Origin of the sequence: Membranihabitans maritimus (assembly GCF_021729145.1) — a bacterium.
In the GTDB taxonomy this organism is placed as follows: domain Bacteria; phylum Bacteroidota; class Bacteroidia; order Chitinophagales; family Saprospiraceae; genus Membranihabitans; species Membranihabitans maritimus.
Map to the genome: position 1 here is coordinate 197,117 of NZ_JAJSLW010000001.1, position 17,454 is coordinate 214,570.

Annotated in this window: 15 protein-coding genes; 12 read left to right on the forward strand and 3 right to left on the reverse strand. The window is 41.3% G+C overall.

What is annotated here, in order from left to right:
• Positions 1-130 precede the first annotated feature (130 nt).
• The 10 genes from LVD47_RS00705 (at position 131) to LVD47_RS00750 (ending at position 12,386) form a co-directional block, all read left to right on the forward strand.
• Positions 131-1,453 carry a right-handed parallel beta-helix repeat-containing protein gene (locus LVD47_RS00705; RefSeq protein ID WP_236973590.1) on the forward strand — a complete coding sequence of 441 codons (1,323 nt, stop codon included), beginning with the start codon at positions 131-133 and terminating at the stop codon, positions 1,451-1,453.
• A gap of 4 nt (positions 1,454-1,457) precedes the next feature.
• Positions 1,458-2,171, forward strand: coding sequence for a lysoplasmalogenase (locus tag LVD47_RS00710; protein ID WP_236973591.1), 714 nt, complete (start codon positions 1,458-1,460; stop codon positions 2,169-2,171).
• 1 nt (position 2,172) lies between these two features.
• Positions 2,173-3,735 carry a hypothetical protein gene (locus LVD47_RS00715; protein ID WP_236973592.1) on the forward strand — a complete coding sequence of 521 codons (1,563 nt, stop codon included), beginning with the start codon at positions 2,173-2,175 and terminating at the stop codon, positions 3,733-3,735.
• 80 nt (positions 3,736-3,815) lie between these two features.
• Positions 3,816-5,684 carry a hypothetical protein gene (locus LVD47_RS00720; RefSeq protein WP_236973593.1) on the forward strand — a complete coding sequence of 623 codons (1,869 nt, stop codon included), beginning with the start codon at positions 3,816-3,818 and terminating at the stop codon, positions 5,682-5,684.
• A 12-nt stretch (positions 5,685-5,696) separates the two neighbouring features.
• Positions 5,697-6,554: a glycerophosphodiester phosphodiesterase gene (locus LVD47_RS00725; RefSeq protein WP_236973594.1), complete on the forward strand. Its 858-nt coding sequence runs from the start codon at positions 5,697-5,699 to the stop codon at positions 6,552-6,554.
• A 3-nt stretch (positions 6,555-6,557) separates the two neighbouring features.
• The gene (locus LVD47_RS00730) at positions 6,558-7,529 is read left to right on the forward strand and encodes a hypothetical protein (protein ID WP_236973595.1); all 972 of its coding nucleotides are present in this window, start codon (positions 6,558-6,560) and stop codon (positions 7,527-7,529) included.
• Between the two features lie 77 nt (positions 7,530-7,606).
• Positions 7,607-7,945: a glycoside hydrolase domain-containing protein gene (locus LVD47_RS00735; protein ID WP_236973596.1), complete on the forward strand. Its 339-nt coding sequence runs from the start codon at positions 7,607-7,609 to the stop codon at positions 7,943-7,945.
• A 22-nt stretch (positions 7,946-7,967) separates the two neighbouring features.
• Complete coding sequence (locus LVD47_RS00740; RefSeq protein ID WP_236973597.1) at positions 7,968-9,239, forward strand: hypothetical protein; 1,272 nt, start codon at positions 7,968-7,970, stop codon at positions 9,237-9,239.
• 128 nt (positions 9,240-9,367) lie between these two features.
• Positions 9,368-11,656, forward strand: coding sequence for a glycoside hydrolase domain-containing protein (locus LVD47_RS00745; RefSeq protein WP_236973598.1), 2,289 nt, complete (start codon positions 9,368-9,370; stop codon positions 11,654-11,656).
• A gap of 19 nt (positions 11,657-11,675) precedes the next feature.
• Positions 11,676-12,386: a ComEC/Rec2 family competence protein gene (locus tag LVD47_RS00750; RefSeq protein WP_236973599.1), complete on the forward strand. Its 711-nt coding sequence runs from the start codon at positions 11,676-11,678 to the stop codon at positions 12,384-12,386.
• Positions 12,387-12,442: 56 nt separating this feature from the next.
• Here the strand turns inward: LVD47_RS00750 and LVD47_RS00755 are convergent, their stop codons facing one another.
• On the reverse strand, positions 12,443-13,936 hold the full coding sequence (locus LVD47_RS00755) for an IS1182 family transposase (RefSeq protein ID WP_236973600.1): 1,494 nt from the start codon (positions 13,934-13,936) through the stop codon (positions 12,443-12,445).
• Positions 13,937-14,000: 64 nt separating this feature from the next.
• Between LVD47_RS00755 and LVD47_RS00760 the strand changes: the two genes are divergently transcribed.
• Positions 14,001-14,621 carry a ComEC/Rec2 family competence protein gene (locus tag LVD47_RS00760; protein WP_236973601.1) on the forward strand — a complete coding sequence of 207 codons (621 nt, stop codon included), beginning with the start codon at positions 14,001-14,003 and terminating at the stop codon, positions 14,619-14,621.
• Positions 14,622-14,698: 77 nt separating this feature from the next.
• Here LVD47_RS00760 and LVD47_RS00765 read toward each other — a convergent pair whose 3' ends face one another.
• Positions 14,699-15,229, reverse strand: coding sequence for an RNA polymerase sigma factor (locus tag LVD47_RS00765; RefSeq protein WP_236973602.1), 531 nt, complete (start codon positions 15,227-15,229; stop codon positions 14,699-14,701).
• A gap of 344 nt (positions 15,230-15,573) precedes the next feature.
• On the opposite strand from LVD47_RS00765, the gene LVD47_RS00770 reads away from it, so the two are divergent.
• Positions 15,574-16,884 carry a purple acid phosphatase family protein gene (locus LVD47_RS00770; RefSeq protein ID WP_236973603.1) on the forward strand — a complete coding sequence of 437 codons (1,311 nt, stop codon included), beginning with the start codon at positions 15,574-15,576 and terminating at the stop codon, positions 16,882-16,884.
• Here LVD47_RS00770 and LVD47_RS00775 read toward each other — a convergent pair whose 3' ends face one another.
• Positions 16,885-17,430, reverse strand: a complete 546-nt coding sequence (locus LVD47_RS00775; RefSeq protein ID WP_236973604.1) for an RNA polymerase sigma factor — start codon at positions 17,428-17,430, stop codon at positions 16,885-16,887.
• Between the last annotated feature and the right edge of the window lie 24 nt (positions 17,431-17,454).

Sequence of the window (17,454 nt, forward strand, 5' to 3'; positions counted from 1 at the left end):
ATGAGAAGCAAAATAAGTTCGGTCATTAGCGTAGAAAATTCCCTGTATTTCAGTCTGTATGTTATCTTATTATTTTACTTTTTCTCTTGCCAAAGATATTTAAGCTGTGTAATAAGTATAAAACAGAAGTATGAGTAGAAAGAATTTGAAGAAATACATGTTTTTAATCCCGTTGATTGGTACTTTGATCCATCAGGTGTACTGTAATCGGAATTTTGATGATCGGCCAATTTACACGGACATTAATAAAGGAGGTCATTTTCCGGGTTTTGTCTATTTGAATGGCGGTAATCTTCAACATATGATTGATACCATTTCTCCTCATTCTACTGTGATTTGTGATCGTAATAAGCAACGTGTCATTACTACCCCGATCGTAATCCGCAAACCGATTAAGCTAGTGGGACTCAATGCCCGATTGACTGATAATCTGGGTAAAACATCCATTGTCGAAGTGAGGTCGGAAGGAGTCACTATTACGGATTTTGAACTATATGGCAATGCCTCAACGGTTTCACAAAAGGAACGTGCGGCTTTGATCACGATATATGCCGGCGATTTCAGAATTGAAAGAGGTACCGTCGAAAACAGTTCGAAAGAAGGTATTGAGGTGGATCAACGGGAAAATCCCACGCCTATCGACGGAGGGGTAATCCGGGACATCGTGGGGAAAGGATGTGTAAGGGACGTGGTATCATTGGGCGGACCGGCGGGACCCGAACCCCATGTACGCAATGTACTCGTGGAGAATATCCGGGGGTACAACAGTTCCATGAGAGGAGTGGTTGAGGTCAGTGACGGCTGTGAATATATTACGGTGCGAAAAATATACGCAGAAAATTGTATCTATGCGATTGACGTGCAGGACCACAATAAACACGAAATCAATCGTCACATATTTATTAGTGATGTACATGCATTGCGCTGTGACCACGCCATCCGTACGTTTAATCACCTCAATGGCCATTTGGGTCTGACTATTTCAAACCTCACGGCTAAGGATTGTAAAAAGTCGCTTTATATCAAAAATACCAATCACGTGCAAATTCAAAACCTTTTTATAGAGGGGTACGACGGAGAAGAACCTGCAATAGTAATTACAAATTGCGACGGGCTTACCGTAAGAGATGTTGACTTGATAGATTGTACCTCCGGAGCTCAGGGGCTCCTGATCGAAAATTGCGAAAATGTTATAGTAGACGGCCTCCGATTGAGACATTCGGGAAGTTTGGCAAGCGCCGTGACCTATCGAATTTCCGAAGATAAGAAATTCGAAAATTTATCCATACGGAATGTAAATGCGGTAAAGGTGGTTGATGCCGGTATCATTCTCGAAAAAGAATCTGAAAATTCGATGCTGAAAGATTATATCATTTCCGGTAATATGACTTCAGTGTCCGACCAAATAATGGGAACTCACCGGATTATAACCCAAAATACACCCATTAAATAAAAAAATGATGATGCAAGGAAGATTTCGAATCAACCCATTTCCACACCTTGATTTTTTTTACTTATGGTTAATAATTCCATTTATCCTGGCTATTCTTGCTTTGATGCATTTTGGTTTTGTATTTAATTCTGGTACGGCCGCTTTCGGAATAATACTTTTGTTGATCCTATATTACAAAGAACTCAGGCAAAATAAGGATATTTTGATGATCATAGCTGCGTTCGTATTTTCCATTGTAGGAGACTGGTTTTTGTCGAATAAGCAGGGGGATACCGGAAGGTTTGTCTCCGGGATTGTTTTCTTTTTTTTCGCTCATGTCGGATACTTATGGTTTGCTTTGCTAAACGGAAAAGTACAATGGAGGTTCTTTTTTATTCTTTTTGCAGGGTATTTGCTGTTTTTCTTTGTAAAGTTATATCCTTCTATAGACCACCCTATACTGATATGGGCAGCATTAGGCTATCTGGTTATTTCCTGTTTTTCATTGGCAGCTGCGGCAGGCATCCGTGCCAATCCACTGACAAAATGGGCTTATATCTTCGGTATCTTTCTGATACTGTTCTCCGATACTATCATAGCGTATAAAGAATTTGTGGGTTTTGAAGAGCTGAACTTTCTCATTTTGCCAACATATTATATCGCACATATCACCATAGTTTTTTCACTAATGAAAAGATGGTTATTAACCTATATGGGTACATCGGAAATAACGGAATAAAATGAAATGTACAAAAACCAGAAGATCGTTTTTAATCCAGGCTACCTCACTAAGTATTGGTGTGGGGCTAATGCCTTCGGTTTCTTTTTCTTCAATCCCTACTCTCTATTTCGATAGGGATGTACTGTCGTCTCATCCGTTTTTGAAGAAAGGTAAAAAGCAAATATTCGTAGACTCGGAGAGGGTAGCAAAAACACAAAAAATCATCCGAATGGTTCATCCGGCACAAAAATTTAAAGAGCCGGTACTCATGGCGGATATACCCTGGGAGCAGGGAGCTGAATACAACGGGAAAAAAGATCGCAGAATCTATATATACGGTACCGTACTGCGCAATCCCCAAACCGGACAATTTCAAATGTGGTATAACAGGTTGAAGACAAATTACTATGCGCTCTCGACCGACGGAATCAACTGGCATAGGCCCGGTCTCAAGCAACCGGGGAAAAACAATAAGATCGAATTATTTAATTTCCATAGTCCCAGCATTATAGAAGACTCGTTTGAAACAGACCCCGAAAAACGTTTCAAAGCTATTGGTTCGGTAAAGAGCACCATTTCTGACGAAGATATTCAATATTTAAAAACCCGGTTTGGGGGATACGATTGGTATAAGGGATCAAGTGCATATTCGGCGGCATATTCTCCCGACGGAATCAACTGGAAATTATATCCTCTTCCGATTATTATAGGAGGTGACACGATAACATTGGCACAGGATCCGGAAACCGGAGAATACCTGGCTTTTCATAAAAATAAGAACAGGCCGGATGAAAAAGGAAGAAAGGTTTTTCTTTCCGTAAGTAAAAATATGCAGGATTGGACAAAGCCGGTACTCGTAATGGAAGCGGATAAAACGGACCATCTCCGGGCACAACTATTGGATGGCGGGACCCACGCTGAAATTTATAATATGTCGGCATTTCCCTACGCAGGACAGTGGTTGGGGTTGATAACCGTTTTTCATCGAACCGGAGCACCGAAGGTGAAGGGGCCGGGGCAAAGCGGTCACGATGGCCCTATACATGTCCAGCTTGTACATAGCCGTGACGGCAGAAACTGGAAGCGATGCTCCGATCGTTTTCCGGCTATCGGTTTGGGGCCCTTTGATTACGATTCGGGTAGTATTTTAGGAGTATGCAATTCCCCTGTAATCGTGGGAGACGAAATGTGGGTGTATTATACAGCTATGACCACTACCCATGGTGGTTATTTACCGGATAAACAAATGTCGATAGCCCGGGCGGTCTGGCGCCTGGACGGAATGGTTTCGATGCAAGCCGGAACTAAGGAAGGCATGGTAGAGACCACATCATGGAGGCCGGAAGGCAAACAACTGTTCGTGAATGCGGATGTGAGAGGAGGGCATCTTCTTGCTGAAGTGCTTGATTCCAAAGGAAAGGTCATCCGGGGTTATGAAAGAGAAAATTGCATTTCTTTCACGGGTTCATCTACAGATCGGCTGATAAAATGGGAAAGAATGGATATGCTGCCCTCTAATAAGAGTATACGATTGCGTTTTTACATAATGCAAGGTGATTTGTATAGCTATAAAATTGCCTGAAAATAGGGGGAAATTAAAAGTAAAAAATATTTAATCAGGATAATGGCAAACAATGAAAGCCGAAAAATATCAAACGTTCTATGAATAAGGATACTTCGCGAAGGGCATTTATATCAACTTCTCTCCTGGGCCTTGGAGGAATGACGTTGGGTACCCGTGTTATTCCCCTCGATAATAAAATCAAGGAGGGTACAAACAGATCAAAGGGGATCAAGCTTATAGCCACAACGGATTTTATTGATAATATCAGAATTACTGAGCGGGGAAGTCGTTACGGAAAACCGGTAGTGCGTTCCGGGGATTACTACGAAAATCACCTTTGTTTTATGGACCGTGCCCAATTGGACGGTTTACATGAATATCTTTCTTCCATTGGCGTTACCCGTCATCAATGGATTGTAGATACTATTTGGACTTTGTATGAAACGTATCCGAGGGGCTTTGATTTATTGAAAGAAGCCGCCGGGTCGGCACATAAATACGGTATTGAATTTTATGCAGAAATCAAGCCTTTCGAAGCAGGTGGATTCGGCCCTGTTTTACCGCACTCCATGCCGTTTCCGGATGGAGCGGTTGCTTTAAGGGATATGCGCGGAATTTTCCCACTATCTCGTCCTTTTGCCGCACGAAATACATCTATGAACCTAAAACGACGTGTTGCTTCCGGGAAAAACTACACTGCTGTTTCAGATATTCGTTTGATCAAAAGCGATGAGAATATTACCCGGGTCAAACCTGAAAATATTTCTTTGTGGACCAGTTCCTCGAATAATGGCTTTGCACCTTATAAAGGGCCTTTGTCCGTCCGTGAAAGTATCGAAGATCGTTATCGATTCCCGTATTGGAGGAAGTGCCGTGTCTTTCACATGGAACACCTGAAAATTCCCCCGGGGCATACCTATTTTCTTTTGCGCTGTTCATTAGCGGACGATCAGGGGGATTTCAGCAATGAAAAAGGAAGCATTATTGAGTTCGTTGATGGAGATGGTAATATTTTGCCACATACGCTAAGTACCGGGCCGATTGATTTAGATGATCACTATGAAAGTTTTTACCGGTCAAAGGTCATGGGACAATTAGTCCGCTATCTGAAATTACCCGAAGTACGGGCAGAGATCGATGATCTGAAAAGAATGCAGGAGCATTACCATAATTTTTACAGTTTTGACGAATATAATCTTTCCGACTGGAGTACATTTGACAAAGAAGGATATGTAGCGGCGGCAATCGGGAAACCCGAATACATGCTGGGAAGTTTACACCCCATTTATCCCGAAGTACGTAGTCATTGGCTTCAAATTGTACAATTTTGTCTCGATAGAAATGTCGACGGAATCAATTTTAGAGTATCCAATCATACGAGGTCACCGGAATATTGGGATTATGGCTTTAATGAGGTTGTGGTGGACAAGGCAAAAGGGAAAACCGACTCCATGTCGGTTAGTAAGGTTAATGGGGATGCGTACACTCTTTTTTTGAGAGAAGCCCGGAAACTTATTAAATCCCGGGGAAAGAAAATCACTATTCATTTACTGTCCGATATGTTAATTCAGGATAACCGACCCGGAAAATTAAATGCGCTCCCTCCTAATTTCGAATGGCAATGGGAAACGTGGGTGAATGAAATAGCGGATGAACTGGAATTCCGGGGTGTTTTTAAACTACGTCCCTGGAATCTTACCAAAGTACTTGAAACCTTTGGTCGCGTTGTCCGGTCAGCTGATAAACCCTTGTACCTTCAGGGAGATTTTCACGGAAGAAGCTTTGAACGACATTATAGCAGTACCAAATCCGAATGGGATTTGGTGAATAAGCATCCGGCGTTGGACGGGTATGTATTATACGAGACAGCCAATTTTACCCGTATCAATGAAAGAGGGAAGGTAGAAGGAAGTCCGGATATTATAAGAGCATTAGAGAAAAACATAAATGCTGAAAAGAATAAATAAAAACCTTATTGTATGAAGATATTACCGATCATTATCATTGTCTTTTGCTTTTCGGTAACCGGAATCCTCCAGGTCGATTTTCAATCGAAAATTCCGGACATTAAACTTCCGGAGAGAGGTTTGTGTGCTCACAGAGGAGCTATGGGTACGCATCCCGAGAATACCCTTGTCGCCTTCGAAGCGGCGATTGAAGCGGGTGCACATATGATAGAATTTGATGTCCGGTTGACCAGGGATAAAAGAATGGTGGTTATCCATGACGGAACTGTAGATCGGACCACCAATGGTTCGGGCAAGGTGTCGGACCTGACCCTTTCGGAAATAAAAAAGCTGGATGCCGGGGCATGGAAGTCCCTTCCTTTTGCCGGAGAACAAATTCCCACTCTTGAAGAAGTTTTGCAAATACTACCTCGGAATATTTGGCTCAATGTACATCTCAAAGGAACAGAAGAACTAGCGGTTATGGTGACCCAATTACTGGTAAAAGAAAACAGACTCCATCAGGCTTTTATAGCATGCGGTGCCCGGGCGGCAGCCGGGGCAAAGGAAGTTACTCCGGAAATAATGGTTTGCAATATGGATCGGAAGGAATCGAACTGGGACTATGTTAATGAAACCATCTCGATGAAAGCCGATTTCATTCAACTTCGAAGGGAAATTACCCCGGAATTTGCCCAGTATGCAAAAGCATTGAAAGATAGAGGGGTATATGTCAATTATTACGGTACGGATTCCCCGGAACAAATTAAAGAACTGTTTGATTACGGAATCGATTTTCCACTGGTCAATGACATTGTTCATTCTATTAAAGTGGCTGAAGAGTTGAATATTTTACCGGTTACACAGGATTTTGGTAATAAAACTAAATAAGTGATGAAGACAAAAAGGGTTCGGTATATGATCTTTCTGACTGCGGTCATTCTTTTTTATTCCTGTGCTGACGATACATCCGGTCATGTGGAAGATGGCCCTGTCATAGTAAAGACCGGAACGATCGATTGTGATATTGTTGAGACCAGTCCTGTGGTATTTAAAAACAAGGTTTATCGCTTTGAATATATAAGACCGAAGTATTGGAATAATGATAGTGGTGATTCGTATTTCCGTTTTATTGACCGGGAAACGGGGCAAACGACTCCTCCTTTTGGAAAAGGTTTCCACCTGGGCAGTGCTTTCGTTGACAATGACTCGGTATATGTGACAGCTGCTAATTCCTGGGATGGAGAACAAATTCACATCTTCAGATCGGGGGATTTGAAAAACTGGGATTCCCGGTTGGCGTTTGAACTTCCCGGTTACGGTATTTTTAATACGTCACTTACCCATTCCCCAAAGGATGAGTACATCCTGATGTTTGAGATTGGCAAACCGGAAGCTGAAGCAGGTGTGCGCTTTACGGCCCGTTTTGCTACTTCCCCGGACCTGTTGAACTGGAAGGTGCTGCCATCCGATCGCAACTATGCAAAAGATCGCTATACTGCTCCGCATTGTCTGCGTTATCTGGATGGATACTATTATAATTTTTATCTGGAAGCCCACGACGGGTATGAACAACGATTAGTCCGTTCCAGTGATTTGATTCATTGGGAATCCAGCCCGTTGAATCCCGTACTTCAAGCTTCCGATGAAGATAAACGGATTTTCAATACAAACCTTCCGGATGAATTACGCGATAAAATCGTAGAAGCTCAGAATTTAAACAATTCTGATATTGACTTTTGCGAATACAACGGACAATTGATCATTAACTATTCATGGGGTAACCAGCAGGGAACAGAATTTCTGGCGGAGGCGATCTACGAGGGAACACAGGCGCAATTTCTCAAAGCCTGGTTTCCCGATTAAGGCGTGATATTTTGACCCCGTCAATTATACTTTATGCAGCTGAAACGATAAAATGTTGAATTTAAAATAGATCTCTGATGACATTGCGATTCGTTTATAAAAATTATACAGGCAGGTACATATTTCCTTTTGACCCGATAGAGCCTTATTACCTGATGGGTTCTCCTATATTTCCCGAAGTAATTCTACCCCTGGACAATGGCAGTGATTTCAAAATTATTGTAAAAAATGTAAGTGAGGATAATTTCAATATCCGGTCGGCAAAATTGAACGGTGAAGTATATGACCTTCCCTGGATTGAATATAAAGTATTCACGGAAGGGAGAATCCTGGAATTTGAAATGGGTTCCGAACCCAAAACGGAATGGGGAAAATACCTGGAAAATCTCCCATTCCAGTTGAGTGTGAATGAATAATAACCATTAAAAAAAGCGGAATATGAGACGAAGAGATCTACTACGCAATGGAATCAGAATTTCAGTGGGAATGGCAATGGGGATCAATAATTTGCCTTCCGCGAAGTCACAGAAGGGCATCGTTCCGTTATCCGGTAAATTCAATGCGGTACTTCCTTTACCTATCCAGGTTGTCATTGACGATGTAGGTTGGTGGTCCGGAAAGGACGGAAGCCGGCAGGGCGAGCCGTATCGATCCGGGATCAAAAGAAACCATACTCCGGAAGACTATAACGCCATTGCGGAATTGGGGAAAACACTAAATATAAGACCGCAGGCAGCTATGGTATTGTGCGAATGGGATAAAAATAATATTCTGAGAAAAATTCCCACGTCGACATGGATGGGGAGAAACTGGGATAATAGCCGCCGAGTAGGCCCCTGGATGGAACAAGCGGCCGATATTATCAAAAGGAATAAAGCGCATATCGAATTGACTATTCACGGAGTCGGTCACGAATACTGGGTTGGCGGAAAGCCTTCGCGGGCGGAGTGGGCGGAGGTTAACGGACGCATGCGCCCCCGGGATCAGGTTGAAAAGCACCTCGATGCTTTTGAAGAGATTCTGGAACAACACCAACTGGGGCCGTTCCCGGCATCATTTGTACCTACTGCTTTCAATCACGGTTTTGGACGCACTCCGGGTCGGAAAATAAGTATGGCGAAAATTCTGAGTCAAAGGGGGGTGAAATATATTAATACTCCCTTTCACCAGATGTATAATGCCGAAGCCGTTCAATATCAATATTTTGGTTTTGATGCAGATGTCATTACCATCAATAGGGGGAAAGATTTGCTGGAATGGGATGATACGGGTAAGATACCTGCCGGGAATTTGAATGGGCCGACTTGCGGAATGCACTGGGCCAATCTGATTCATCCCGATCCGTCCCGGAACAGTGAAATAGTCAACAAATGGGTAGAACTCCTGAAACCGTATGACCGGAGAGAAGATACCATGTTGGCCCCGGATTCGATTTTTTTCCAAAATCAACTTATGCATTATGAATGCCTGAAAATGTCGATAAATGGAGACCGTATCGTATTTGACTTTACTGAGTTGGATCTTCTTCCCGGCAACAAAGTGAAAAATTTCTTTGTGCTAAAGATCAAAGGGAAAGAAAATTTAAAATTCACCTCGGATACGGTAGATGTTGAATCAGAAAGGGTAAAAACATCGGGATACGGCCAATTGCATATTCTGAGGATATATCGTAAGCGTGAAATTAAAAAAGCCACGTTGGTGGTTTCTTAATGTTCGATCTTTTCTCAAGCTGTCGAAAAGAACATGAGTAATATAAAACCTTTAAAAACAAGGAATTCAATCATTAGATTTTTTAATAATAAACTGTAATTATGCTTTTTTTTATGAATAGGGTGGGTATGTTCAGATTGGTTTTGCTAACCGTCTTTTCTTTCTTTTATATAATTATTTCAAATGCATCCAACAACGGGCATATAGTTCACTCGGATCCGTCATGTAAGATCTGGTGGACGGGGAGTACTTATAAGATTATGAAAAAGGATCCGGTGCCGGAAAAGAAAGGAGAAATTGGTCTTAAAGCCGCAAAAAATGAGACGGAGAGTTTTCAATTGATTTTGTCTCCGTCGAAGGATCTAAGCAGTGTTTCCATTACCATATCCGGTTTTCGGGAAGAGAATGGAAGTCTTATTTCTTCGGAAAATGTAAAAATCAGGAAAGTCGAATACGTTAGGGTCACCAAACCTTCGGGTAAATTACATAAAGCGGGGTGGTATCCGGATCCGCTTCCCATGTGCGAGGCGTCTTTTGAAGCGTATGCCGGTGTCAATACGCCGCTTTGGTTTACAGTCGAAGTGCCTGCTTCTGCCCTGCCCGGTACGTATACAGGTGATATAACTATCAGATCAGGAACCTGGGAGGTCAAAATTCCCGTACAGATAAAAGTTTGGGATTTTACCCTGCCCAATAGTCCTTATATGCGTTCCGGATTGAACCTGAAATCAAAATTGATAAGGCAATATCACAACTTAAATACGGAAGAAGAATTGAAACATGTAACGGATCTGTATTTCAAGAGCTTTAAAGATTACAAGATATCTCCGTATTATTTTTACGATTTATACCCCATTAGAAGGCACGTGAAAGGGGTATATTGGAGAGGCGGTACTTTTGATCCCGACACCAGGTTCAGCGGTCGCTATTCTTACCAGGTAAATGATGATAATACAAGGTCTAATGAGTCGGGTACATATACCGAATTGATTGAGATCGATCCCGAGCACCCTTACTTACTGACCTGGCAGGCAAAAACTCCCGAGGAAAACCAAAAATATACCGTTACGGTTAAGTGCTATGATGAAAATAAAAAGCCGATTTACTGGTCGCTAAAATGGAACGTTTGCGAAGGCGGTAAGAATTGGAAGGCGGATAGCCTGTTTATCGATACGACCGGATTTTTCACCTACGAAGACCTTCCCGATTATCGTCCTTTTCCCGAAAATGCCCGTTATGCAAGTGTTCATCTTTATGCTGTCCTTCCCGATCGTTCCGGATCGGAGACCGGTACGGTATGGTTTGATGATTTTCGATTTACAGATTTGGAGACAAATGAAAATCTCTTGCCTAAGGGAGATTTTGAACAGGACTTAAATGCGTTGGATCTCGAACTGGATTTCTCGGAATTTGATAAAGCCGCCCGTAAATACCTGGATGAATTGGGATTTACGGGGTTCCGTCTTCAAATATCGGAATTGGGGCGAAAACCTTTCTCGGATTTAAGGGATAAAGGATGGTTTAACGGCTTTATTAGCGGTACTCCGGAATACAAAAAACTTATCACGTTATATCTTGGAGGATTACAGGATCATCTTGAAGCGAACGGTTGGTTGGGTAAAGAATACATATATTGGATTGACGAACCGGATCAGGAACATTATGAAGATGTTCGACGCGGTATGGATATGATCCATGAAGCGGCTCCGAAGCTTGTTCGTTTCATCAGTGAAAATAATCCGGGCCCGGGAATCATGGACGTTACTGAAATCGGATGTCCGGTCCTATATAAAGTGGATCCCCAAAGGGTCCGGGACTGGTCGAAAAACGGACGTCAATTCTGGTCATATTTAATGTGCTGGCCCAAAGAACCGCATGTGAACTTATTTATAGATTCGGATGCCATTAATATGAGAATGTGGATTTGGATTTCTTACGTATATAATCTAGAAGGGATTATTATTTGGCAATCCAATCAGTGGAATCGTACCAGCGGGGCTGCGCCCGATCATATTTTACAGAACATCTGGGAGGATCCTATGACGTATAAATCGGGATACGGTACACCTTACGGATCCGCTCCGGAATTCGGGAATGGGGACGGAATGCTTTTTTACCCTCCCAACCGTCATCCGAATGAAGACGATTCCATGTACATTACTGGTCCGGTTCCTTCCCTCCGGCTTGAAATTCTAAGAGAAGGCTTAGATGATTATGACTATATGATTATGCTCGAAAAGGCTATGGAGGATATGAGTTCCCATTCGAAGGAATTGAAAAATGAATGTATAGATGTATTGAACTTTGGCAAGGATCTTTTTGCCGATGATACGCAATACGTCAAAAATCCGGAAATTCTAATGAATTATCGAAATAAAATGGGGGATTTATTAGAAATCCTTTACCAGAATCATTAAGATTATTATACGATAAGATATGAATAGAAATAACAAAATTCTGATAAAAATTATCTCCCGGCTCATTTATATGATGACGGCGTTTTGCCTATCACAAAATGCAATTTATGCCCAGGTTGGTTCCGTATTTCGCGGTTGGGAAAAAGGTTTTCTCGATATTCATCATATTAATACAGGTAAAGGTGAGTCTGCATTTTTTATTTTCCCGGATGGAACTACTATGTTGGCGGATGCGGGAGCCACCGGACGCGCAAAACCGAGAGTAACGGATGCCAAACCCAACGATGACAAAACGCCGGGTGATTGGATTGCCCGGTACATACTACATTTTCTTGATGAAACCCCTGAAAAAAGATTGGATTACATATTAATTAGCCACTTTCATGATGACCATATGGGAACTTTTTCTCAGGACTTGAAACCATCAGAAAAGGGAAATTATTTGTTGAGTGGAATTACTGAAGTGGCTGACAAAATTCCCTTCGGTAAGTTGATCGACCGCGGTTGGCCGGAGTACAATTGGCCCCGACCTTTACAAAGTAAAGGCATGGGCAACTATATCCGTTTTATTCAATGGCAAACCTCCGAAAACAATGCTGTAGCAGAACAATTTGATGTAGGCTCCAAAGATCAGATCAAATTGTTATTCAATCCCGGTGATTATCCCGAATTCTCCGTTCGAAACATTGCTTCCAACGGGAGACCATGCAAAAAGTCTCTTTTTCATTAAAAATAAAGGTTTTAAGGCAAATCCAATGGTATTTGGAGAGTTTAGTTTTATTTTCACTAATTCAAATCGATTTGTCTTTTTTGATTACACCCTCTTAGAACTGCTAAAAATGCCTCAATTTGATCATAAAATGGTAAAACAAGCTCTCCTAGCTTGCTTTTCAGCTCATCTACACCTAATATTTGGATGAGTCGCACCAGATTGTATATGCTAAAGCATAAGTAAACCTCTGAGAGCACCTTCTCTTTCCCTTTTACTAATGTGTAAGTGAAGTGCCATTGCCGTTTCAGTGTGCCAAATTGATGTTCCGTAATCTGTTGCCTTTGTCGGTAATAATCAGGGTTAGCTTCTACTCGCGCTTGGTTTTGTTCTACATCAGGTTGATAATAATTTCGTTCTATAAAACGACCATTCTTGTTTTTCGTGCATTGTTTTCTTAGGCTACAGCCTTTGCAAGCTTTGGTTTTGTAGTGTTTAACTTTGTGTCCCCTTTTATTATACCATCTTCCATTGGTGATCATCGTTTGTCCTGCTGGGCAGGTGTAGGTGTCTTCGGATTCATTGTATTCAAAGATCTGCATATCGTATAGACCATTCTTTTGGCTGGAGTGTTCTTTTGGTGAAGAGTATGTGGTGATGTTATTGGCGGTACATTTTGCTATTTGTTCTCCTGTAGTGTAACCTTTATCGGTAAGTACATTCATTTGCTTTACTCCTAAAAGCGCTTTAGCTTCAATGGCCATCGGTGCCAGGGCATGGGTGTCATTTACGCTACCTGTTTGGGCATTGATGAACAGATTATGTTTGCTATCGCATCCAGCTTGTACATTATAACCTACATTGACGATGTTCCGATGAAGGACTACGGAACGAGCATCTGCATCAACCTTGCTAATTTGCTTTTGGCCAGTGTCGTTCAGTTCTTTTTCAATGGCCTTGTACTTCCTCTTCTTTTCCTTTTGAAAGTCGATCTTTTCCTTTATTTCCTGCTCCTGTTTTATGCCATCGGCTTCATTGAGTTGGTTTTCATATTCAGCTATTTTGTTATCGATGTAATCCACATGGCGATCTATCTTTCTCTGATTAAAATTGTTCTTCAGACTATTCTGGGCTCTTATTTTGAAGGAGTCAATAGCGATGGTTTCCCCTTCGATCAATTGCCATTCCTTCAGCAGCAGCACAAAGTGCTGGAAGGCTTTTTTAAAGGCTTTTGTGTTGTTGGCTCTAAAATAGCAGATGGTTCGTGGTGAGGGCCTGAGTCCTTTAAGTAACCACCAAACTTCTACATTTACAAGACAAGCTTGATGTAATTTGTTACTCGAACGAAGACCATGACGATAGCCATACATATACAACTTGAGTAAAACCGATGGATGATAGGGTGGTCGACCTGTTGATTCGTGATTAATATGACGAAAACCTAAATCCTCCAATGGCAAGGCATCCACAAATAAGTCTACCAATCTTGCATAAGAATTTTGATCAACCAAAGACTCTAAGTCCATCATGGTCAGCTGTAAACGATCTATTTCGTGTTCTAAATGCTGCATAAATGTTGATTATGTATTCATTACAAAATACAAAACCATACTCACACATTATGTATTTTTATATGTGAGTTATCCACATTTAGCTTGGGTTTTTGCGCAATCTGACGGTTATGTCTGGACGGGGGTGGGCGATAATAAAAGAAACCATTTTCCTCCTTTGGATCATTTATCTTCTTCGGAATACCCCAATGAAAACAGATGTAGTGTAGCATTTCGAATGTCGTATGGGAAGTTTGATTATTACAGCGGAGGCGATCTCATAACCGGGGAGGCAGGGCATTGGCAGGATATAGAAACCCCCGTAGGTCGGGTTACCGGCCCCGTGGAGGTCTGCATTGCCAATCACCACGCCTACTACGATGCTATGGGGCTTGGATTTTTACGTGCTACCCGTCCACGGGTACATATTATTCAGGCCTGGGCTCCGAGCCATCCTTCTCCCTCCGTTGTAAGTCGTATGATGTCAACCTGGACATATCCGGGTCCCCGGGATGTATTTTCAACGAATATAATGGAAGAGACTCATGTGGTCATCGGTTCAAGAATCGATCAAATGAAAAGTCAGCAGGGGCATGTGGTCATACGGGTTGCTCCCGGCGGAGAGCACTTCATGATATACGTATTAAATGATTCTGACGAGGATTTCCGAATTAAATCGATTCACGGTCCCTATAAATGTGAATAAATGATTAGTATTTCACGATCTTGTAAATGGATATATATCCCTTAAAAATGTTGAAAAAGTGAACTTATGGGAGCGTTTTAAAAATGTGAAAGCAATAGAAAAAACCATATCATCAATTCATATTTTCCCCGTAAGGTCTTTAAGGCCTGAACCATGTGGTTTTTAACGGTGTTGGCCGATATTCCCAATTTTTGAGCTATTTGTTGATGGGTTAAACCCTCGTGCCGGCTTAGGTAGAAAACTTTTCTCTGCTGCGATGGTAAATTATTAATTTCCTGTTCGAAATTGCTTCTTAAATCCCGGACCAGAACAAGTTCTTCGCATTGTACAGTAGTGTCTTTCATGTTTTTTAGAAGCTGAGCTTTTAGGTCGGTGGAGTTTTTTATTTTTCGAAATTCTTTAAATATTGCATTCCGGGCTATTGAGAAGATATATGCATTAAAATTATCTATCGATTCCAGCGGAGTCTTTGTCTTGGTGAGTTCGAGGAATACGTTTTGGGCTAGGTCATTTGCGAGGTCAGCATTTTTTATGTGCACTACCATGAACCTATAAACTCGATCATAGTATTCATCAATTATTTTTTCTATTGAATTGTTGCTATCCATCAGAGGTTTTCCGTCATAAAATTTAATAACACTAAAATTAACAGTTACTTGCGAAGTCTTCGATAGAAGTCTTTTAAGTTATTGTTATCCTTTTGTAAAAGTTGAATTGAAAATGAGGGTATATTATTGTTTGTATTTTGACATTGCTCTAAAGAGTGTTTTGACCTGGAACTACTTATCCGCAGATCTGAGTAGCCAGGATGGTGGATAAGTCAAGCCAGGGGAATTAAAGAAGTAATACCGCGCCCTGAACTACTGATAATTTTTCCGTAATTTGATAAAAAGTCACTTTAAAAAGCATATTTTCGGGTAATAATTTTCCTTTATCATTCGAAATATATGCAATGAGGCAATTGAAGAAAAATATCTGGATTGTAATTACTATTTATCTTTTTTATGGGCTGCAATTTAGTACTGCGCAAAGTCAACCGTTGGGTCTTTTCCTTACCTGGCAACAGGATCCCACCACGACCATGACGATTGACTGGCATGTGGAGTCCGAAGAAACGCGGGAGTCCGTTTTTAGATATCGAATATCCGGGGAAAATAGTGCATGGACCCTGGATACAGCTAGTCAATATCCATTTCCCTTTTCAGAAAGGACTATTCAAAGGATAGAGGTTACAGGACTGAATGCAGGAACTGAATATGAATTTAAGTTAGGCGATTACCAGCGTATTTACAAATTCAGAACTATGCCTGAAAATAATTTCAGACCAATTCGATTCGTCGACGGTGGCGATGTGTCCACAGGCGAAAGATTTCGAACAATGAATAAAATCGCGATGAAATACGATCCCGATTTTATTATTTGGGGAGGGGACCTGGCCTATGCCAATGCCAAAAAGGATAACTTGAAAGCCTGGTATAAATGGTTTGACGGGATTAAGGAAGATCTGATAACGGAAGATGGACGGGTAGTGCCTATCGTTCTTACCATTGGGAATCACGATGTCACCAATCACCATTATCCATATGCCGAAAGTACAATGAAAGAAAAAGGTATGTGGTATGATTTTATAAAACAGGTAAAGAGCAACCAATTTCCCGAGTCAACAACAGAATGGCGTAATGAAAATGCACCTTTTTATTATGGTTTATTCGCTTTTCCGGGGCACCCGGGTTATGGAGTATTGGATTTTGGAAGCTACCTGAGTTTAATATGCCTGGATAGTTCTCACAGCAACCTGGTAAGTGGTAAACAGACGGATTGGCTGGAAAATGTATTGCAACAAAGGGCTGGAAAAATGGCACATATAATTCCCTTTTATCACAAACAGGCCTATCCTTCGAAACGAGTTCATCCCGGAGGAGTAAGAAGTCAATTTTGGTCCGTTCAAATATTTAAAAACTGGGTCCCGTTATTTGAAAAATACGGGGTAAAAGTGGCTCTTGAGCACGACGATCACACTTTCAAAAGAACCTATCCCCTATTGAAAGATAGAATAGCCCCCTCTGGTATTGTCTATATTGGAGATGGGGCATGGGGTGTCGATCCCGAAACTCCAAAGACTCCAGACGAAGTTTGGTATTTGGAAAAGACAGCGAGCATGAATCACGTAGTAGTAGTGACTCTACAGGGACCTTTCCAGCATTTTTTGATGATCAATAATGAAGGGAAAGCGATTGATGAGTATCCGGAGGTGCCCCGATAATCAAAGGTTAAAAGAGAGGTAAAGCAATAAAAGGACGTCAAATCCGAAAAGTTTGTAGTTTAATTTTAGTGTTTTCAAGGCCTGGGCCAAGTGATTGCGTACCGTATGGGGAGATATCTTTAATTCTTCTGCTATTTCTTTATAGGTCAATCCCTGTTCGCGGCTTAGCAAAAACACCTCTCTTTGGCGGACGGGTAACTGGTCAATTACGTTTTTAATTTTATCCTCCAGGTCTTCAGCTATAATTTCTTCTTCTACCTCCACAAATTCATCACAATACGATTGAATCATTTCGTCCTTTAAGGTATTATTATTATTTATCTTTTTAAAGTACTTATATGTTCGGTTACGTGCAATGGTGAAAATATAGGCTTCTAAATTCTCTATTTTTTTTAATTCCTTTTGCTTTTTTACCAATTGCAAAAAAACATCTTGTGTCAGGTCTTTTGCAATATGTTCCGATATTACATGTAGCAATGCAAAGGCATATACCCGCGGGTAATACTTGTCAATTATAGCATGTATATCAGTACCGTTATTATCCACAACAATTAAACTTCTTATTATTTA